This is a genomic window from Filibacter tadaridae, from assembly GCF_900609045.1.
GTDB classification, from domain to species: Bacteria; Bacillota; Bacilli; order Bacillales_A; family Planococcaceae; genus Sporosarcina; species Sporosarcina tadaridae.
This window is the reverse complement of record NZ_UXAV01000042.1, coordinates 157,266-177,174: the sequence shown is the minus strand read 5'-3', so window position 1 is coordinate 177,174 and position 19,909 is coordinate 157,266. Positions and strand designations below refer to the sequence as shown.

The following is a 19,909-nucleotide window of genomic DNA, read 5'->3' as shown; positions in this document are numbered from 1 at the left end:
ATGGATTTCATTGAAGAAAGTGTCAGTCATTGGTGCTGGAAGCTGGGGAACAGCCATCGCCTTCGTACTAGCAGAAAACGGCCATGATTGTTTGTTATGGGCAAGACGTTCCGAACAATCTGCAGAGATTAATCAACAACATTCAAATCAATCGTATCTACCAAATATTGCGTTGCCTGGAAACTTGAATGCAACGTCAGACTTGTCCGTTGCCGCCATGCATGGTGAAATTGTCATTATTGCAGTTCCGACGAAAGGGATACGTGGAATTTGTGTTGATTTAAATAAAATGGACATCAGCAAGAAATTAATTGTCCACGTTTCTAAAGGGATTGAACCCGATTCGTTGAAACGTATTTCAGAAATGATTGCAGAGGAATTACCTCCTTCAAAAATGAAGGCAATCGTTGCGCTTTCTGGGCCAAGTCACGCAGAGGAAGTCGTACAGCGTCATCCGACAACTGTGACTGCAGCCTCTGCTGATATTGATGCAGCAGAAGAGGTGCAAGATCTTTTCATGAACAATTATTTTCGCGTTTATACGAATGATGACCTAGTCGGTGTTGAAATTGGTGCAGCACTAAAAAACGTTATTGCACTTGCTGCGGGAATCTCAGATGGTCTAGGCTATGGGGATAATGCAAAAGCTGCACTTATTACACGTGGCTTGGCTGAGATTTCAAGACTTGGTGTGAAGATGGGAGCTAATCCACTGACATTTTCAGGTTTAACGGGTCTTGGCGATTTAATCGTAACTTGTACGAGTGTTCACTCGCGCAACTGGAAGGCGGGCAATATGCTTGGTAAGGGGAATACTCTCGAAGAGGTCGTATCAGGCATGGGAATGGTCATTGAAGGGGTTAGAACTGCAAAGGCTGCCCATCAACTTGCGGCGCTCTATGATGTGTCCATGCCCCTTACGGAGTCTCTCTATTCGGTTTTGTTTGAGGATGTACCACCTAAAGAAGCGGTTGATCAGCTGATGAGCCGGATGAAAAAACAAGAAGTAGAAGATCTTTTTGGTTACAAATAAGTTTAACTAACGGAAAGGAGGACTTTTCAGTGTCCTCAATGGATAAAATGTGGCTGTCTTTTTATGCCATGGGTTTCATGGTTATTTCCATGGGTCTTATTTATGCAAGTAGATATAAATTGAAAAACCGCTTTTTTAAAATCTTTTTCGCAGTTGTCGCCTATTTTCTATTAACGTTCTCTTTTCTCGCTATGGTCTATCTAGTCTTTAACGGACCGACTGGAGGGGCATGATGAAAATATCACTGAAAAAGTTGAGTTTAATCCCGATTTTCATTGTCACATTACTTTTAACGGGTTGTATGTATCCAACAGATGAAAAAGTGAAACTGGAAACACCCTATCCGGAACAATTGGACTCGATACAAAAGGCTGTTAATTCGTACCAAAAAAGTACGAATGGTTTATTGCCGATTAAAACGAGAGATCTGTCAACGGATATCTACATAAAATATCCTATTGAGTTTTCGAAAATTGTTCCTGCTTATATTGAAAAAATTCCCGTGAATGCTTATGAAAATGGAGGGATTTATCAATATGTACTAACGGAAGTGGAAGAAAATCCGACTGTGAAATTGGTTGACCTCCGTGTTGCAGAACGAATCCGTGAATTAAATTTAAGAAAAAACATCAATGGCTATGTGCCGTTTAAAGAATCTGTCGGAAAAAATGTTTTTGCGATTGATTATAAGAAAATGGGTTACGAAAAAGCGGTGACGGTACCAAGTCCTTATTCAGACGCCCATTTACCACTAATTGTTGGTGGTGATGGGAAATTTTATATCGATTATTCTCTTGAACTTAACCGGCTTTTGAAAGAAATGAAGCCGAAAGTTAAAAAAGGGGAAGATATCCGTTTCCTATTGGCTGATAATTATCCAGTTTTACCTGCCTATTCACTGCCATATACTGTAAATAATCAGAACGAACCTGTATTTATGGATAAATCCAAATAAAAAACGTTTCATGCATTGTGCATGAAACGTTTTTTCTATACATAAACTAATATGCGAAGAAGAGGAGGGCGATGGTAGAATGAAAGAAGAATTATATGAAAACCTGGCAAGACGTACAGACGGAGACATTTACATTGGTGTCGTCGGCCCGGTACGAGTAGGGAAGTCAACTTTTGTTAGAAGAGTCATGGAAGAAGTCGTAATTCCGAATATGACGGATGTATCAGACCGCGCGCGGGCACAGGACGAACTTCCACAAAGTTCTCCTGGACCGATTATCATGACAGCTGAACCGAAGTTTGTTCCTGCTCAAGGCACTTCCGTTTCAATTGGTGATGGTGAATTGTCGTTTCAAATCCGGCTAGCAGATTGTGTTGGGTATGTAATTGACGGTGTGAAAGGGTATGAAGATGAGGATGGACCCAAATATGTGCATACACCTTGGCATAATGAGCCGGTTCCTTTTGAGGAAGCAGCGCGCATTGGTACAGACAAAGTCATTCGGGATCATTCTACTTTAGGGATTCTTGTTACGACTGATGGAACAGTGAACAATATTTCTCGTGCCGCAGCTGAGGTTGCAGAAGTGGAAATCATCGGCAAGTTGGAGGATATCGGCAAACCATTTGTAATTGTCCTGAATTCAAAAATGCCTGCGCATGAAAAAACGGTAGCATTAAAGCAAGAGTTACACGAAAAGTATGGTGTTCCAGTTATTGCGATTAGTGCAGATCAGCTAAATGCACAGGAAATCCAACTTATCTTAAAAGAGGCATTGTTTGAGTTCCCGATATCAGACATTGAGTTACAGAAGCCAGATTGGATGGATGTACTCGGAGCCGATCATGAATTGAATGCAGGGATTGATAAAGTCATTAACGAAGGATTTTTGGAAGTTTCCAAGATTCGCAAAGTGCAAGAACTCGCAGAACGGTTAAAGGATGAAAAGTATGTCCGACATGCTGAAGTAATTGAAGTGGATGCGGGTAAAGGGAAAGCAATCGTGAAAATTGAAATGGAAGAACAGGCTTTCCGTGAGATTTGTGAAGGAATTATGGAACAAGAAATAGGGACGAAAAAGGATTGGCTGTTATTTGTTAAAGAGTCCGCGAAAGCGAAAAAATCCTACAATATGTATGCGGAAGCAATTGAAATGGCTAAAACTCAAGGGTATGGTGTTGCGCTTCCAACGATTGAAGATTTTAATCCTACTGCACCAGAGCTTATCAAGCAAAATAACTTTTTCGGTGTACGTATGAAAGCGACGGCCCCGTCACTTCATATTATGCGAGTGGATATGGAAGCGGAATTCTCTCCCTTAATCGGCTCGGAATTCCATAGCCACCATCTCCTGAAAGAATTGAAAAATGCATTTTTACATGATCGTGAAGCATTGTGGGAAACACAGCTTTTTGGTACGCCGCTGCATGAGGTTCTAAAAGAAAGTATGCGTTTCAAAACAGATTCTGTTCCAGCCAACGCAAGGAAACGTCTGCGTGAAACTGTAGAACATATGGTGAACGATGGAAACAAAGGCATGATCACATTTATCGTCTAACTAGCAAAAAGATCCGTCAAAAACGGGTCTTTTTCGCCTTTTTACGAATAAAGTGCATGATTTTGGCAATACGGCAATAATATTGTTGCACCGCGGTTTTTCTTGTGATACTCTTTTTACAGTAATGACAACACACCCCCTTTGAGAGGAGGTGAATGGTGTGAATAAAACAGAATTGATTAACTCTGTAGCTGAATCAGCAGAATTGACTAAAAAGGATGCAACAAAAGCTGTTGAAGCTGTATTCGAAACAATCCAATCTACTCTTGCTGAAGGTGAGAAGGTACAATTGATTGGTTTCGGAAACTTCGAAGTACGTGAGCGTGCTGCTCGTAAAGGTCGTAACCCTCAATCAGGGGAAGAAATCGATATCGCGGCAAGCAAAGTACCTGCATTTAAAGCGGGTAAGGCGCTTAAAGATGCGGTGAAATAATTATTATTTACATAGGAGCCCGTCCGCAGGATCTGTTAACCAGAGCCTTAGGATGGGCTTCTTTCCTTACAGCTACTTAACTGCTATGTGACGGAGTTTGAGAACTGTACGGAAATAGGAGAGTGTGCTAGTATTTTCGTTGAATAGCTTTTCAATTAAGGGGGTTTTCATGATGGAGAAAATAGATTACGAAAAAATAGAGAAGGCCGTTACAATGATTCTTGAAGCAGTTGGAGAGGATCCAGACCGTGAAGGGCTAATTGAGACCCCCAAAAGGGTCGCAAAAATGTATGCGGAAATGTTTGAAGGCATTGGCAAGGACCCAAAGGATTACTTCAAAACAGTTTTTAATGAAAATCATGATGAAGTTGTGATAGTGAAAGATATCGCATTCCATTCGATGTGCGAGCATCACCTTGTACCGTTTTTCGGTCATGCCCATGTTGCTTACATACCGCGTGATGGAGTCGTGGCCGGTTTAAGTAAATTGGCAAGAGCTGTTGAAACAACTGCCAGAAGGCCTCAACTACAAGAGCGGATTACTTCAACGGTAGCTGATTCAATTATGGAAATGCTTAATCCGCTAGGTGTATATGTTATCATCGAGGCAGAGCATATGTGTATGACTATGCGTGGTATTAAAAAACCAGGTGCAAAAACTGTAACGGCAGTTGCCAGGGGAATATATGAGCACGATGATGTGAAGCGGTCGGAAATTCTGTCTCTCATTAAGATGTCCTGAAGCCTTTGCCGGCGACTGCTTTACTATGCTATGATTAGTACGTAAACGAACAGACAGGAGAGGTACAAAATGACACAAACCGATTATATCGTCATACAAGCGAAAGAGGACGGTGTGAACGTCATCGGGCTGACGAGAGGGAATGACACAAAATTCCATCACTCGGAAAAGCTCGATTGTGGCGAAGTCATGATTGCACAGTTCACAGATCACACGTCTGCAATGAAAATTCGCGGCAAAGCCGATGTTCATACCGCATATGGTGTTGTGTCAAGCGAGGGGAAAGACTGACCCTTGTGGCACACACTTCCGTAGACGTCTTTGAATGGAGATCCGACGATGGAAACAAAACAAATGAAAATGAATATCGAAAATTATATGAATGAAGTGAAATATGCACTTCGCGAACCTATTTTGGAAAGAGATGTTGGGGAACCGCCCATTGACGCTTTAAAATCTTTTTTCCTCTTATTACCACTGTTAAACGGGGAAAAGTGGACGGAACAGTTGAATACGACTGCTGTCGCTGTAGGAGCAGTCCATGCAGCTTTTGACGCACATGACATGATTGATTTAACCAAAGTCGATAATAAGCAACAGCAGCTGACTGTGCTTTCAGGGGATCATTATAGTGGCATCCACTATCGCCTTCTTGCATCTATACCGGATTTTGATTTTATTCGAACATTATCTCAAACGATCGGGCAAATTAACGAAGTGAAGACTATTTTTCATGAAGGTGCACCAGATAGCCCCGAAAAACTGATTAAAGCAATACGCAAAATCGAAGGGGGCTGTATTACAGAATTTCTGAATGTGTTTGACTTTTCTCGTTACACATCATTAGTCAATACAGCATTACCACTTCTTTGGTTACATTCAACAACCGAACTCAATAAGACGGGGCAGGTTGACGGTTTTCGAGCTAACTTAAAAGACGTCGATGCACAACAGGCTATCAGAATACTGTCAACAGAACTACAGGAGGCGGTTGAAGAGGCGTCTTTTCTAATGCCTTTTTTACAATCGGCAATACGCCAATTGACAATACCGCTTCTCGAAAATCCGATTTGAAGAAATGGGGTATGCCTTTTGGCTTTATCAAAAGAACAAAAAGTCCATCATGTATTTGAAAAAATTTCAGTGGACTACGATAAGATGAACTCTGTAATCAGTTTTAACCAGCATAAGAAATGGCGCGATGATATTATGATTCGCATGAATGTTCGTGAAGGCGCACACGCATTAGATGTGTGTTGCGGAACTGCGGATTGGACCATCGCGTTAGCTGAGTCTGCTGGTCCAAGTGGTAAGGTGACAGGACTTGATTTTAGCGAAGGTATGCTTGAAGCAGGACGTGAAAAAGTAGCCCATATTCCTAACTTGAATCTAATTCAAGGGAATGCAATGGAATTGCCGTTCCCTGACAATACATTCGACTATGTAACAATCGGTTTCGGTTTACGTAACGTGCCTGATTATGGGACAGTCTTGAAAGAGATGAATCGGGTTCTAAAACCAGGTGGTATGATTGCTTGCCTAGAAACATCCCAACCGGAGCTTCCAGGTTATAGACAATTATTTCGTTTTTACTTCAAGTTTATTATGCCTTTGTTCGGTAAACTTTTTGCGAAAAGTTACAAGGAATATTCATGGTTGCAGGAGTCTGCAGACAATTTCCCGGGAAGAAAGCAGCTTGCTCAGTTATTTACTGAAGCAGGGTTCGCTGCAGTATCATATAAATCATATAGCGGTGGTGCGGCGGCGGGCCACGTAGGGTTTAAACAATAAAGACCGCAGGGGAAGGGTTTCATTGTGGAGAAATTGAAATTAATGTCGATATACGCCGATTTCCGGAAGGACTTGGAATACATAGAAAAAGAACTTGAGCGATCTGTCGATTCATCATCCCCGATTATCCGACAGGCAGCGCTTCACCTTCTTCGGGCCGGCGGTAAAAGGATTCGTCCGATTTTTGTTATTCTTGCTTCTAAGTTTGGCCATTACGCACTGGAAGACGTAGCGAAAGTAGCCGTCTCATTGGAACTCGTCCATATGGCGTCACTAGTACATGATGATGTCATTGATGACTCAGATATGCGTCGCGGTTTTGAAACAGTGAAAGCCAAATGGGATAATCGAATCGCAATGTATACTGGCGATTTTATCTTTTCCCGTGCGCTTTCATCAATCGGTGAAATTGAAATTCCGGCGGTTCATCAATTACTTGCAGAAACTATGCTTGAAATCTGCAAAGGTGAAATTATACAGATTGAACATCAACGAAAAACTGATCAGACGGTACGGGATTATTTGAGGCGTATCAAACGAAAAACAGCGCTTTTATTGTCTTCCAGCTGTGAATTAGGTGCTCTTGGAGCAACAGCTAATCCATCTATCGTAAGAAAGTTACGTCGTTTTGGTTATTTCGCAGGTATGTCTTTCCAAATTGTAGATGATATACTCGATATCATATCGACAGACGAGGAACTTGGAAAACCGGCAGGAAGTGATCTATTAAACGGTCATTTGACATTGCCGATTCTATTCATAAAAGATGATGCGGAGTTCCGACCGTTTATGGAACATTCGTTTGCTGGAACGTTGAGTGAATCGACCCGTGATGAAATGCTGCTCTATATAAGAAATTCCGGAGCTATTCAAAAAGCGCAGGCTGTAAGCGATCTATATTTGCGCAAAGCATTGGGTGAAATTAAGACGTTGCCGGATGGAGATGCAAAAAGGGCGCTTACCCAAATTGTCGCCTTCATCAGCAAACGTAATTATTGAACTGTTTTTAGTTGAAAGAAAATGAAACTGATGGTACGATTATACAGGGATAATCCCGATACATACATGAAGGAGTGTTAATAATGGAAAGAACTTTTTTAATGGTCAAGCCTGACGGTGTCCAACGTAATCTAATTGGGGAAATCGTCAACCGCTTCGAAAGCAAAGGGTACCAACTTGTAGGCGGTAAGCTTATGAATATTACACAAGAACTTGCTGAACAACATTACGGTGAACATAAAGAACGTCCATTCTTCGGAGAACTTGTAGAATTCATTACATCAGGTCCTGTATTTGCAATGGTATGGGAAGGTGAAAACGTTATTCCTACTGCACGCCTTATGATGGGTGCAACAAACCCGAAAGAATCTGCACCTGGAACAATTCGTGGTGACTTCGCAGTTACTGTCGGAAAAAACATTATTCACGGGTCAGATTCTCAAGAATCGGCTGTTCGTGAAATTGGGCTCTTCTTCAATGAAAACGAACTTGTCTCTTATGACAAAACAATGAACAACTGGATTAACTGATTCGGAAGAAAGGCAGCCTAGCGTTATTCGCAGGGCTGTTTTTTGCTATATATATAAACACACCCATCCGCTATAATGGAAAGAACAAGTAAACGGGGAGTGCATCTATTGTCGGATTATGTCGCTTTTATCGAAAACATAAAGAAAAAAACAGGTATTGACCTATCGCTTTATAAAGAAGCCCAGATGAAGAGAAGACTTATCTCGCTTTATGAAAAAAGAGGGTTTCGTAATTTCACTGATTATTTCAATGCAATACATAAGAATACTGAAATGCTTCAAGAGTTTCTAGACCGTATGACGATTAATGTCTCGGAATTTTACCGTAATGCACAACGATGGGCCGTTCTAGAAAAAAATATATTCCCGAAATTACTTGCTAACAATAGGAAACCGAAAATCTGGAGCGCGGCATGTTCAACGGGAGAAGAGCCTTATTCGATTACGATGGTGCTTTCTTCGCATATTCCTCTCGCTGATATTTCGGTTTTGGCGACAGATTTGGATCTTGGAGTACTAGCTCGGGCGAAAGTTGGTCTTTATCCCGAACGAGCATTGAAAGAAGTACCGCCTGCTATTGTAAAAAAGTATTTCAACAATGAAAGCCAGTTTTATCAGGTTAAAGATGAAGTGAAGCGAGCAGTAACATTCAAACAACATAATTTACTGGATAATCACTATGATTCAGGATTCGATTTGATTGTTTGTCGGAATGTAATGATCTATTTTACAGAAGAGGCAAAAGAACAAATTTATACAAACTTTTCAAAAGCTTTAAAAAAAGGAGGAATCCTTTTTGTTGGCAGTACAGAGCAAATTTTCAATCCGTCCAAATACGGTCTTGAGTCTGTAGAGACGTTCTTTTATAGGAAAATTTAAAATATCCGGATTCTTTCCGGATATTTTTGTACAAAAATATGGTCAAATGTTTGTTAGTTTGGTAAAGTGCAATGAAACAGATACTAGATTATCTGCCAAGGAGGAAATGATATGAGATATTTCACAGCTGGGGAATCCCACGGACCACAATTGACTGCAATCATTGAAGGACTGCCTGCGCAGATGGATTTGACTGCGGAAATGATTAACGGTGACCTGTTCAGACGCCAAGGCGGACATGGGCGAGGGCGTCGCATGCAAATTGAAAAGGATCAAGTTATTATTTCTTCAGGTGTACGTCATGGAAAGACAATAGGATCTCCTGTTACATTGACGGTTGTAAATGATGACTGGAAACATTGGACAGCTATTATGGGTGTTGAACCGTTAGCGGAAGGTGTGAATCCGGAAGACGTAAAGCGGCAAATTTCCCGTCCACGACCGGGTCATGCCGATCTGGTTGGAGGGATGAAATATGGACATCGTGACCTTCGTAACGTTCTAGAACGATCCTCTGCACGTGAAACGACAATGCGGGTTGCTATTGGTGCTGTAGCAAAACAGTTTCTCAGTGAACTTGATATTCATACGGTTTCCCACGTAACGGAAATCGGTGGTGTTGAAACGGACCCCTCTACGTACGCCGGACTAGGAGTAGCGGAATTACGGGCGTGTATCGAACAGGATCCCGTGTATTGTGCGGATTCTGAAGCGTCCAAACAAATGGTACAAGCCATTGACGATATTAAAAAGAAAGGAGATACCCTAGGTGGTGTAGTAGAAGTCATTATTGAAGGTTGTCCTCCCGGTATCGGTAGTTATGTACAATTTGACCGGAAAATGGACGGCAAACTCGCTGGAGCTATGATGAGCATCAACGCATTCAAAGGTGTCGAAATCGGACTTGGATTTGAAATGGCGAAAATATCAGGTAGTGAAGTGCACGACGAAATAATGTGGGATGAAGAACAAGGCTACTACCGGAAATCGAATCGTCTTGGTGGTTTGGAAGGTGGAATGACAACGGGAATGCCGATTGTTATACGTGGTGTTATGAAGCCAATCCCAACGCTCTACAAGCCACTTGAAAGTGTTGATATTAATACAAAAGAAGTTTTTGCGGCTACAATTGAACGTTCCGATCCATGTGCTGTACCAGCCGCGTCTGTGGTTGCGGAACATGTTATTGCTACAGAAATGGCGAAAGCGATTATGGATGAATTCCGTTCGGATAATATGGTAGACCTTAAAAGGGATATAGATACATATCGGCGTTCTGTAAAGGAGTTTTAATATGGCGAAACTGTCTGTTAATATATTCAATCACCAGTATGACGTTCATATCGGAACTGACACATTTGGGCTATTCGCTACAGAGTATGCGGGGCTACTTGAAAGCGCAGATCGTATTGCAATTATTGCAGACGAATACGTTGCTGAACTTTACCTTCCGCTCTTACAGGAAGCACTCAAAGTGTTAAACCGCGATATTAGCATCAAAAGGGTACCTGCTGGAGAAAAGTGTAAAACAATGGCTGTTTTTACGGATTGCCAGTCGTTCTTACTCGGTGAGAAGTTTACAAGGGATTCCCTACTTATCGCTTTTGGAGGCGGTGCATGTGGGGACCTTACAGGATTTGTCGCAGCTACATACATGCGAGGGATACGCTACATTCAGTGCCCGACAACTATTTTAGCCCACGACAGTGCCGTCGGCGGGAAAACAGCCATTAACATGCCCGAGGGGAAAAATATGGTCGGTGCATTTCATCAACCATCATCAGTAATTTTCAATACAAGATTATTAAACACACTCCCTCCAAGGGAAATTCGCTCCGGAATGGCAGAGTTGGTAAAGCATGCATTCATTTCAAATGAGGATTGGGCAAATGAGCTGCTTGCGAATCCGGCATTTACTCAACCGTCGATACCATGGTTATCTACTGAGCTTTTGCGGGGAATCAAAGTCAAAGCGGACATTGTCATAGAGGATGAATTTGAACATTCAACAAGGAAGTACCTCAATTTTGGTCATACATTCGGTCATGCAGTTGAGGCGGTATGCGGATTTGGTGAGTTAAGTCACGGTGAATCGGTTATGATTGGGATGGCCTACGCTCTTCTTTTAAGTGAAACGTACGGTTCAATCAATGAAGAGAAAACGAATGAGTTCATTGCCTTTGCGATGAAGCATGGCTATTCATTCAGACCTATTCATGACTATCCATTCAGTTCATTTATCACCTATATGGAAAAGGATAAAAAAGCTTCTTTTGGCAAATTACAATTCGTTTTGTTAAACGGAATCGGAAGACCGTTCAGTAAAGAGCTCACAAGTTTGCAATGTGAAAAGGCATTTGACCAATTGAAGCAGAGATTGGAGGGGACCGTATGATGGTGAGGGGATTGAGAGGGGCTACAACAGTCCAGGTAGATGAAAATCAGGCTGTTCTCGAAGCGACTGAAGCACTTGTGATAGAAATGGCTAACGCCAATAAAGTGGCACCGAAGGATATTATTTCGATACTGATTTCTACTACAACAGATATCAAATCCGCCTTTCCTGCAAAAGCAGTTCGATCGATTGACGGTTGGAAATACGTTCCTGTCATGTGTACGCATGAGATGGAAGTGCCCGGTGCGATGACTTTTTGTATTCGTGTACTTATGCATGCGAATACGGACGTACCGCAACGTTATATACAACATATTTATCAAAATGAAGCAATAAATTTACGTCCGGATTTACAAAAGTAAGGATTTGTGAGTAATGGAGGAATGATTATGAATTGGAAAACTGGACTTACAGGAATGAAACCTTATACGCCTGGTAGATCAATTGAAGATGTACAAACATTATATGGGCTAAAAGAAGTTGTAAAACTAGCTTCAAACGAGAACCCGTACGGCTGTTCACCTGCTGTCAAAGCATTTTTGGAGTCGAATACGATTCAACATGAAATTTATCCAGATGGGAATGCCGGAAATCTGCGTAACAAACTGTCGAAAAAACACAATGTTCCAAAGGAGATGCTTTTATTCGGCAACGGGTCAGATGAAATCATCATGATTATTTCAAGAGCTCTACTTGGTGAAGGGTCAAATACAGTTATGCCATCGCCCTCATTTCCACAATATGCACATAATGCTAAAATTGAAGGAGCCGAAATCAGAGAAGTTCCTTTGGTAAATGGGCAACATGATTTAAATGGTTTCATGGACGCAATGGATTCTAATACTGCTGTAATTTGGCTCTGCAGTCCGAACAATCCGACAGGGAATATAATTCCGGCGAATGAATTGAAAACATTCCTTAAAAAAATTCCCGATGATATACTCGTTGTCCTTGATGAGGCTTATTATGAATATGTAACAGCATCAGATCACATCGATAGCGTGACGTTATTAAACGACTTCGCAAATGTAATTGTGCTTCGTACTTTTTCGAAAGCATATGGACTTGCGGCATTCCGAGTGGGTTACGCAATAGGAAATCCCGCAATTATTTCGTACCTCAACACAGTGCGTAGTCCTTTTAATAATAATTCTTTCGGTGTGGCGGTGGCTGAGCGTGCCCTTGATGATGAAGCGTTTATTGAAAAGTGTAGGGAATTGAACAGCGAACAAAGAAATCGTTTTAAAAACTATGCTATCGAAAATGGCATTCACATGTTCGACTCGCAAACGAATTTTGTTCTTATTGAAGTACCCGACGATGCTGACGATGCAGCCGAAAGTTTACTGCGACATGGCTTTATCGTTCGAAGCGGAAACGTCCTAGGTACACCGGGATATGTACGAGTGACCATTGGAACAGAAGCTCAAAATAGTAATTTTTTCAAAGCGTTTGATTTGTTATTGAATTCGCAGGAAATAAGGATATGAATATTGCAATCATAGGGCTTGGGCTTATCGGAGGATCCGTGGGTCTTGCGCTTAAAAGAGATGCTGCTAACCGAATAACCGGATTTGACCATTCATCTACAACAGCCGAGGAAGCTTATCGTAGGGGAATTATCGATTCTGTCGCATTATCCTTGGAAGATGCTTGCTACAATACGGATGTTATCATATTTGCAACACCTGTTAATACAACAGTTGACATGTTAGAAGAAATCAGGTCAATGAAGTTAAAAGATGGTGTTATCATTACTGACACTGGAAGTACGAAAGTGCCAATCATGGATGCTGCGTCAATACTAATCGATCAAGGCTTAACGTTCATTGGCGGACATCCTATGGCAGGGTCCCATAAAAGTGGTGTTTCCGCCGCAAAGGAGCATTTATTCGAAAATGCTTATTACATATTGACACCGGATCCACGAACGGACCAAAAGCATGTGGAACAACTTCGTCAATTGCTCCGACCGACCAAAGGAAAGGTCAGAATAGTAGAGGCTACCGAGCATGACAGGATGACAGCAGTTGTGAGTCATTTCCCTCATCTAGTCGCTTCTTCTTTAGTTGGTAGGCTAGCGGATCAACAAGAACATCAGCCATTCATAAAAAAACTGGCAGCCGGAGGATTCCGGGATTTAACGCGTATCGCATCCGCAGACCCTGTCATGTGGCGAGATATTACAATTCAGAATAGAGATGAGTTACTGAAACAATTGGATGGCTGGTTTGAAGAAATGTCCGCTGTTCGTGAAATGATAACAGCAAATGACCCGGTCAGAATATATAATTATTTTGCTGAAGCTAAAAAATTCAGAGATGAGCTGCCACTTACATCACAAGGTGCATTATATATGACATATGATTTGCATGTGGATATTCCTGACCATCCTGGTATTATTTCGGAAATCACCAAAATTCTAGCGGATGAAAGAATTAGTATAACGAACATAAGAATCGTTGAAACGCGAACGGATGTCTATGGTATTCTTGTTATCAGCTTCCAAAGTGCTGATGACCGAGAACATGCGAAATTTGCACTAACAAGTACAACAAATTTTAGTATGCACATAGTTTGATTGGAGGAGATATTCCATGGTGTCGACAAAAACGATTCATTATAGTAAATCAATGCTGCATGGAGAGTTATCAGTACCGGGAGATAAATCGATTTCCCACCGCGCGGTAATGATTGGTTCAATTGCTGAAGGAACGACTTCGATAGCGGGATTTTTAGACGGCGACGACTGTTTGCGGACAATTGATATCTTTAAACGGCTTGGTGTTTCAATTGAACGCAATGGTACGGAAGTGACAGTCATAAGTCCCGGAATGCGGCAGTGGCAAGAGCCATCAGCTGATCTATACGCAGGGAATTCAGGGACAACGGCTCGCTTAATGCTTGGTATACTGGCCGGCTCAAACATCAAGTCTGTATTGACAGGGGACGAGTCATTGTCTAAACGTCCTATGGATAGAGTGACACTTCCGTTGTTGAAGATGGGAGCCGAGATTAAGGGTGAGCAAGAGTCAAATCTTTTACCTTTATCTATTACTGGGAAATCGCTCACTGCAATTGATTATGCTATGCCAATAGCAAGTGCACAAGTGAAATCGGCAATTCTTTTTGCGGGCTTAAATGCTGAAGGAACGACATCTGTTAGTGAAAAGACAGTTTCGAGGGATCATACGGAACGGATGCTTGAACAATTCGGGGCTACAATCGGGAAGGAAGACAATACTGTCTTTGTAAAAGGAGGCAGTCAACTTCATGGAACGACTGTCCAAGTACCAGGCGATATTTCTTCGGCTGCATTCTTTATGGCTGCAACTGCAATGATAAAGGGTAGCTCTGTAACATTTAAAGGGGTTGGACTGAATCCGACTCGGACAGGAATTCTCGATATTTTACAGTCGATGGGAGCTAGAGTTGAAATTAAAGATGAAACAAAAGGAATTGGCGAACCTTCTGGAACTGTGACGATTACGTATGGGACGCTGCAAGGGATGGAAATCAAGGGAGAAGTCATTCCAAGACTAATCGACGAGCTGCCAATCATTGCTCTTCTTGCCACGCAAGCAAGTGGAAAGACCGTAATAAAAGATGCAGGAGAACTGCGGGTGAAAGAGACGGACAGGATTGAAGCCGTAACAAATGAGCTTATTAAAATAGGCGCCGATGTACAAGCAACGGCGGATGGGATGATCATTCATGGGCCAACTGTGTTAACAGGAGGACAGATGGCTTCCTACGGAGATCATCGAATCGGGATGATGGCTGCAATTGCGTCACTCGTATCTTTGCAACCTATTACGATTGAAGATCCTGCTTGTATAAGCATCTCTTACCCACAGTTTTTCGAAGACCTTGAGATTCTTGCGGTAAATAAATAAAAGGATAGCTTGATGATGTATACAATGGGAAAGAACAGGTGAAAATATGGGACAGTTACAAGAACTTGAAAAAAGTATGATGGAAGGGGATGTTGAAACCCTTACCCATATCGTTGATCAATTGAATGACTCAATCGATTTCGATATGTTATATGAGGCGGCAAACCTCCTTGCAAGTTATGGATTCATGTCAGAAGCCGATCGTCTATATGGAACATTGCTTCTTCATAATCCTGATGAGGCACAATTGAAAATTGATCGTGCCGGAACCTTGCTTGAACTTGGGGAGGAAGACGAAGCTCTTCTACTTCTTACGGATGTACGACCGGATGAAGAGGAGTATGTCCAAGCTCTTTTAGCGCTTGCGGATTATTATCAAATGTCTGGAATGGCAGAAGCTGCACTTGAAAAGATTAAAGAGGCTTTTGCAATTGTTCCTCATGAGCCGATTATTCGCTTTGCTTATGCAGAATTACTATTGGACGCAGGGAAATATGGCGAAGCGGTTCGTCTGTATCTAGATTTACATGATGAGACAGACGAAATTGGAGGTGTGAGTATAACTTCAAGGCTTGCTGAAACTTACAGTGCCGGGGCAGCATACGAAGAAGCACTTCCCTATTATGAAGAAATGTTGGAGGAGAGTGCTTCGCCAGATACATTATTTGGAGCGGCATTTGCCTATTTTCAAAGCGGAAACCCTGAGAGGTCGACTGTGCTGCTTGAAAACCTGATAGAAATGGATCCCGATTACTTCTCCGCCTATATGCTCTTGGGGCAATCGTTTTCTTCAACGAATAATGATCGCAAAGCTTATGAAGTATTCAAAAATGGCATGGCCCGTGATGAGTTCGATAAAGAACTCCGTCTAGCTGCAGGTAAATCCGCTTTGAAATTAGGACTGCCCGATGATGCGGAAGCGCATTTGAAAGATGCCCTAACGCTGGATCCCGAGTACATGGACGCGGTCATTACACTCGCCTCGTTGTACAATGAACGGACACAAGACAGCGACCTACTGGATTTACTTTCCTATACGAAAGAAGACAGCGGGGATATCCCTCTGTTGAATGCATTCGAAGCCTATGCATATGAACGGGAAGAACGATATGATGATGCATACGAATCCTATAGCAAAGCATATGATGGAATGCAGGAAGATTACAGGTTTCTTGAGAACTTCACAAAATTCCTACTCGAAGAAGGTAAACACGGCGAGGCAATTGCAATAGCCAAGGAGCTAGTTAAGCTAGTACCTGATAATGACCAGTGGAATGCGTTTTTGGAGGCACAAAACGAAGAGGAGGTGTGACATGACGGCCATGATACCTGTTGCTGCCAAAAAGGATTTTGTTAGATGGTTCTTAAAGCGGCACAAATTAAAGCGCCGTGAATGTGTGTGGATTTTAAACTATCTTCTTAGCCATGAACATCTTCTACAAAATGTCCATTTTACGGACGAAGCCCATTATTGTCCCAGGGCGATGGTTATGTCAACAACAGGAACGGAGAGTATTCCTTTTCGCTTTTACAAGGGGAATATAATGACAGCTGATGCGGAAAAGTCTTTTCATGACCTTAGATTACATCCGGATGATAGAATGTATATCCAACTTAACTTTCATAACAGCCATTCTTGCCCGGAATATGCAAGCGTCAGGGAGGAGAATCCGTTTTTACCGTCTTATCTACAAGTAAGTGAAAGCGACAAAAGAATCGCTGAAAAGCTGCTTGAAGAAAGCGTGGCAACGATGACAGTGGATATGCTTTTGAAAAATGTGGATGAGGCATTGGATGCAAATGATGAAGAACGATTCATCACTTTATCCAACATGCTGAAAGAGTTGGAAGTTACAAAAAAGTAATGACTCTTTATCACCAATGACTAACAGATTATGAAGATGTTCAAAAGTGCCGTTGTATATGGGACGAAGCATCTAAAAGTATGCCTCGTTCCTTTTTTTTGGATTTATTGAACTCGGGGGGAAATCAAATTGAATTGGACTACAAAAGATATGGATACATATTTGCAGCAGAAAGAATATATCGATACACTAATTGTTCCACTTCTTAAAGTGGAAACTAAACCGGAGTTATTGAAAAATAGTTCCTCTTCCTCGGAATTTCTTATGTACCTTACAACGTTTCTGGAAACACAGTTCAAAGGACGTATGATGCTGATGCCACCATTTATTTATACGCAATCCACGAATTTATCAACGTTCTCAGAAACGTTGACGGTAGACCTTGCGGACATGCCTTTTAAACATATCTTTTTTATCACAACAGATGCGCAGTGGTTGTCTGTTGAAATAAAAGGACAAGTCATCTGGTTACCTTCGATTCCACTTGAGAGTATGGATGAAAAATTGAGACAAACTATAATAGAAGATCAACTTAGACAAGTTCTGCCGAGATTCACGGAAGTATGGTCTACATAGTAAAATTCGCAATTTGTTCACAAACTTGTCGTTCTATAAAATGCATGATTGAATTTCATCTTGTATTGATATATCATAGATATGTCCTAGTATTACAATTAGTAAAAATATGTCCGTTGGACTGACCTTTAAGTAAGAGGAGGGAAAATGATGAGTAACAAAGTGTCAAGACGCCAGTTTATGAGCTATACACTAATGGGAACAGGTGGATTCATGGCATCTGCAATGTTGATGCCAATGATTCGCTTCGCAATTGATCCTGTATTGCAGTCATCCGATGGAGGAGACTTCATCCCGACTCCCCAAAAAGTGGACGAGCTAACGGAAACGCCAGTTCGTGTAGACTTCACTATCAAGGATCGGAAAGATGCTTGGTATAAATCAGACGTTGCTAACACGGCTTGGGTTTATAAAGATGGCGATACGGTCATCGCACTTTCTCCTGTATGTAAGCACCTTGGTTGTACGGTGAACTGGAGTGGGGATGAATCGCATCCGAATGAATACTTCTGTCCATGTCACGGTGGTCGTTATAAGAAAAATGGTGAAAACGTTCCAGGAACACCACCAACAGGGCCACTTGATGAGTACGAAGTAAAAGTTGAAGGTGGACTCGTTTATCTTGGAAAAACAATACCTAACACACTCGTTTAAAATTGTAAGGGGGTACGACCGAAGTGCTAAATAAAATTTATGATTGGGTTGACGAACGGTTGGATATCACCCCGATTTGGCGCGATATCGCTGACCATGAAGTACCTGAGCACGTAAACCCTGCACATCACTTTTCTGCATTCATTTATTGTTTCGGAGGCTTGACGTTTTTCGTCACTGTCATCCAAATTTTATCCGGTATGTTCCTTACAATGTATTACACGCCGGACATTGAAAATGCATGGAAATCTGTATACTATCTTCAAAATGAAGTAGCATTCGGTGAAATTGTGCGGGGAATGCATCACTGGGGAGCTTCACTTGTTATCGTAATGATGTTCCTTCATACGTTACGTGTGTTCTTCACAGGCTCTTATAAAAAGCCACGTGAATTGAACTGGGTTGTAGGCGTTCTTATTTTTGTAACGATGCTTGGACTTGGTTTCACAGGCTATTTACTACCATGGGATATGAAAGCTGTATTCGCTACGAAAGTAGGAATTGAAATTGCAGCGTCTGTTCCATTTATAGGCGAATGGATTAAGATTCTCCTTGCGGGGGATTCAACAATCCTTGGCGCGCAAACATTGACGCGTTTCTTCGCGATTCATGTATTCTTCCTACCAGCTGCTTTGCTTGGGTTGCTTGCAGCACACTTTATCATGATTAGAAGACAAGGTATTTCAGGTCCACTATAAGATTTGATATACTTCCGTTCATAATTTTTAATACGTCCAAAGATATTATTAAGGAGGGGACAATATGCATCGCGGTAAAGGGATGAAATTTGTCGGAGATTCGCGCATTAAGGCAGAGAACAAAATGCCGAACGTCCCAAAAGACTACTCAGAGTATCCAGGTAAAACGGAAGCATTCTGGCCAAATTTCCTGTTAAAGGAATGGATGGTCGGTGCCGTTTTCCTTGTCGGTTACTTAATTTTAACAGTCGCTCATCCGTCACCGCTTGAACGTCAGGCGGACCCGACGGATACGACATATGTTCCACTGCCAGACTGGTACTTCTTATCTATGTATCAGTTGCTGAAGTATGAATTTGCTTCCGGACCATTTAATATTGTCGGGGCACTTGTTATGCCAGGAATTGCGATTGGTGCTTTGATGCTCGTTCCATTTATGGACACGACTAAAGAGCGACGACCTTTCAAAAGACCACTTCCAACCGCATTCATGCTACTTGCATTCGCTGCAATGTTCTACTTGACTTGGGAATCAGTTGCGAATCATGACTGGGAAAAAGCGAAAGCACAAGGTGAAATCAGAGAAGAAGTATCATTCGATCCTGAATCTGAAGGATATAAGATTTATGCAGGAGCTTCTTGTATTGGTTGTCATGGTGATGCTTTTGAAGGCGGACTTGGTATGCCACTAGCAGACACAGGTTTGACAGCTGAAGAGATTACGGAAATCGCTAAAAACGGTAGAGGCGAAATGCCTGGTGGAACTTTTAAAGGTACAGAGGAAGAGTTACATACTCTCTCTGAATTCATTTCAGGTTTGTCTACTGAGTAATAACAAAAGGAGAGTCAGGAAACTGACTCTCCTTTTGTATACATAACATGAACACATTTTAATCCTCTGGAGA

24 protein-coding genes are annotated in these 19,909 nt (G+C 41.8%); all 24 read left to right on the top strand.

Annotated features, from left to right (window positions below):
* Positions 1-10: 10 nt before the first annotated feature.
* The 24 genes from FILTAD_RS10230 (at position 11) to FILTAD_RS10115 (ending at position 19,836) form a co-directional block, all read left to right on the top strand.
* Positions 11-1,033 (top strand): NAD(P)H-dependent glycerol-3-phosphate dehydrogenase, encoded by a 1,023-nt coding sequence (locus FILTAD_RS10230; RefSeq protein ID WP_124070675.1) that lies wholly within the window; start codon positions 11-13, stop codon positions 1,031-1,033.
* A 38-nt stretch (positions 1,034-1,071) separates the two neighbouring features.
* The gene (locus FILTAD_RS10225; RefSeq protein WP_415579213.1) at positions 1,072-1,266 is read left to right on the top strand and encodes a DUF2768 domain-containing protein; all 195 of its coding nucleotides are present in this window, start codon (positions 1,072-1,074) and stop codon (positions 1,264-1,266) included.
* Positions 1,266-1,988: a hypothetical protein gene (locus FILTAD_RS10220; protein ID WP_238988223.1), complete on the top strand. Its 723-nt coding sequence runs from the start codon at positions 1,266-1,268 to the stop codon at positions 1,986-1,988. The genes FILTAD_RS10225 and FILTAD_RS10220 overlap by 1 nt, the downstream gene beginning before the upstream one ends.
* A 79-nt stretch (positions 1,989-2,067) precedes the next feature.
* Positions 2,068-3,546, top strand: a complete 1,479-nt coding sequence (gene spoIVA / locus FILTAD_RS10215; RefSeq protein WP_124070673.1) for a stage IV sporulation protein A — start codon at positions 2,068-2,070, stop codon at positions 3,544-3,546.
* 160 nt (positions 3,547-3,706) lie between these two features.
* Positions 3,707-3,979: an HU family DNA-binding protein gene (locus FILTAD_RS10210; RefSeq protein ID WP_124070672.1), complete on the top strand. Its 273-nt coding sequence runs from the start codon at positions 3,707-3,709 to the stop codon at positions 3,977-3,979.
* 172 nt (positions 3,980-4,151) lie between these two features.
* The gene (gene folE, locus FILTAD_RS10205; RefSeq protein ID WP_124070671.1) at positions 4,152-4,721 is read left to right on the top strand and encodes a GTP cyclohydrolase I FolE; all 570 of its coding nucleotides are present in this window, start codon (positions 4,152-4,154) and stop codon (positions 4,719-4,721) included.
* A 69-nt stretch (positions 4,722-4,790) separates the two neighbouring features.
* On the top strand, positions 4,791-5,012 hold the full coding sequence (gene mtrB / locus FILTAD_RS10200; RefSeq protein ID WP_124070670.1) for a trp RNA-binding attenuation protein MtrB: 222 nt from the start codon (positions 4,791-4,793) through the stop codon (positions 5,010-5,012).
* Positions 5,013-5,060: 48 nt separating this feature from the next.
* Positions 5,061-5,795: a heptaprenyl diphosphate synthase component 1 gene (locus FILTAD_RS10195; RefSeq protein WP_124070669.1), complete on the top strand. Its 735-nt coding sequence runs from the start codon at positions 5,061-5,063 to the stop codon at positions 5,793-5,795.
* 18 nt (positions 5,796-5,813) lie between these two features.
* Positions 5,814-6,512, top strand: a complete 699-nt coding sequence (locus FILTAD_RS10190; protein WP_124070668.1) for a demethylmenaquinone methyltransferase — start codon at positions 5,814-5,816, stop codon at positions 6,510-6,512.
* Between the two features lie 24 nt (positions 6,513-6,536).
* Positions 6,537-7,511, top strand: a complete 975-nt coding sequence (locus tag FILTAD_RS10185) for a polyprenyl synthetase family protein (protein ID WP_124070667.1) — start codon at positions 6,537-6,539, stop codon at positions 7,509-7,511.
* Positions 7,512-7,594: 83 nt separating this feature from the next.
* Entirely contained in the window at positions 7,595-8,041 is a 447-nt protein-coding gene (ndk, locus tag FILTAD_RS10180) for a nucleoside-diphosphate kinase (RefSeq protein ID WP_124070666.1), read from the top strand.
* A 108-nt stretch (positions 8,042-8,149) separates the two neighbouring features.
* The gene (locus FILTAD_RS10175) at positions 8,150-8,920 is read left to right on the top strand and encodes a CheR family methyltransferase (RefSeq protein WP_124070665.1); all 771 of its coding nucleotides are present in this window, start codon (positions 8,150-8,152) and stop codon (positions 8,918-8,920) included.
* 111 nt (positions 8,921-9,031) lie between these two features.
* The gene (gene aroC / locus FILTAD_RS10170) at positions 9,032-10,213 is read left to right on the top strand and encodes a chorismate synthase (protein WP_124070664.1); all 1,182 of its coding nucleotides are present in this window, start codon (positions 9,032-9,034) and stop codon (positions 10,211-10,213) included.
* Between the two features lies 1 nt (position 10,214).
* On the top strand, positions 10,215-11,315 hold the full coding sequence (gene aroB, locus FILTAD_RS10165; protein WP_124070663.1) for a 3-dehydroquinate synthase: 1,101 nt from the start codon (positions 10,215-10,217) through the stop codon (positions 11,313-11,315).
* A complete protein-coding gene (gene aroH, locus FILTAD_RS10160) occupies positions 11,315-11,677 on the top strand; it encodes a chorismate mutase (RefSeq protein WP_124070662.1) in 363 nt (120 codons plus the stop codon). Before aroB ends, aroH begins: the two co-directional genes overlap by 1 nt.
* A gap of 27 nt (positions 11,678-11,704) precedes the next feature.
* Positions 11,705-12,805 carry a histidinol-phosphate transaminase gene (gene hisC / locus FILTAD_RS10155; RefSeq protein WP_124070661.1) on the top strand — a complete coding sequence of 367 codons (1,101 nt, stop codon included), beginning with the start codon at positions 11,705-11,707 and terminating at the stop codon, positions 12,803-12,805.
* Positions 12,802-13,896 carry a prephenate dehydrogenase gene (locus FILTAD_RS10150; protein ID WP_124070660.1) on the top strand — a complete coding sequence of 365 codons (1,095 nt, stop codon included), beginning with the start codon at positions 12,802-12,804 and terminating at the stop codon, positions 13,894-13,896. Before hisC ends, FILTAD_RS10150 begins: the two co-directional genes overlap by 4 nt.
* A 16-nt stretch (positions 13,897-13,912) precedes the next feature.
* Positions 13,913-15,211, top strand: a complete 1,299-nt coding sequence (gene aroA / locus FILTAD_RS10145) for a 3-phosphoshikimate 1-carboxyvinyltransferase (RefSeq protein ID WP_124070659.1) — start codon at positions 13,913-13,915, stop codon at positions 15,209-15,211.
* A 46-nt stretch (positions 15,212-15,257) separates the two neighbouring features.
* Positions 15,258-16,523 (top strand): tetratricopeptide repeat protein, encoded by a 1,266-nt coding sequence (locus FILTAD_RS10140; RefSeq protein ID WP_124070658.1) that lies wholly within the window; start codon positions 15,258-15,260, stop codon positions 16,521-16,523.
* A 1-nt stretch (position 16,524) separates the two neighbouring features.
* Positions 16,525-17,076 (top strand): ReoY family proteolytic degradation factor, encoded by a 552-nt coding sequence (locus tag FILTAD_RS10135; RefSeq protein ID WP_124070657.1) that lies wholly within the window; start codon positions 16,525-16,527, stop codon positions 17,074-17,076.
* A gap of 129 nt (positions 17,077-17,205) precedes the next feature.
* Positions 17,206-17,652, top strand: coding sequence for a DUF2487 family protein (locus FILTAD_RS10130; RefSeq protein ID WP_238988222.1), 447 nt, complete (start codon positions 17,206-17,208; stop codon positions 17,650-17,652).
* Positions 17,653-17,799: 147 nt separating this feature from the next.
* Positions 17,800-18,306, top strand: coding sequence for a Rieske (2Fe-2S) protein (locus FILTAD_RS10125; protein WP_124070656.1), 507 nt, complete (start codon positions 17,800-17,802; stop codon positions 18,304-18,306).
* Between the two features lie 23 nt (positions 18,307-18,329).
* The gene (gene qcrB / locus FILTAD_RS10120; RefSeq protein WP_124070655.1) at positions 18,330-19,004 is read left to right on the top strand and encodes a menaquinol-cytochrome c reductase cytochrome b subunit; all 675 of its coding nucleotides are present in this window, start codon (positions 18,330-18,332) and stop codon (positions 19,002-19,004) included.
* A 64-nt stretch (positions 19,005-19,068) separates the two neighbouring features.
* A complete protein-coding gene (locus tag FILTAD_RS10115; RefSeq protein WP_124070654.1) occupies positions 19,069-19,836 on the top strand; it encodes a menaquinol-cytochrome c reductase cytochrome b/c subunit in 768 nt (255 codons plus the stop codon).
* The last annotated feature ends 73 nt before the right edge of the window (positions 19,837-19,909 follow it).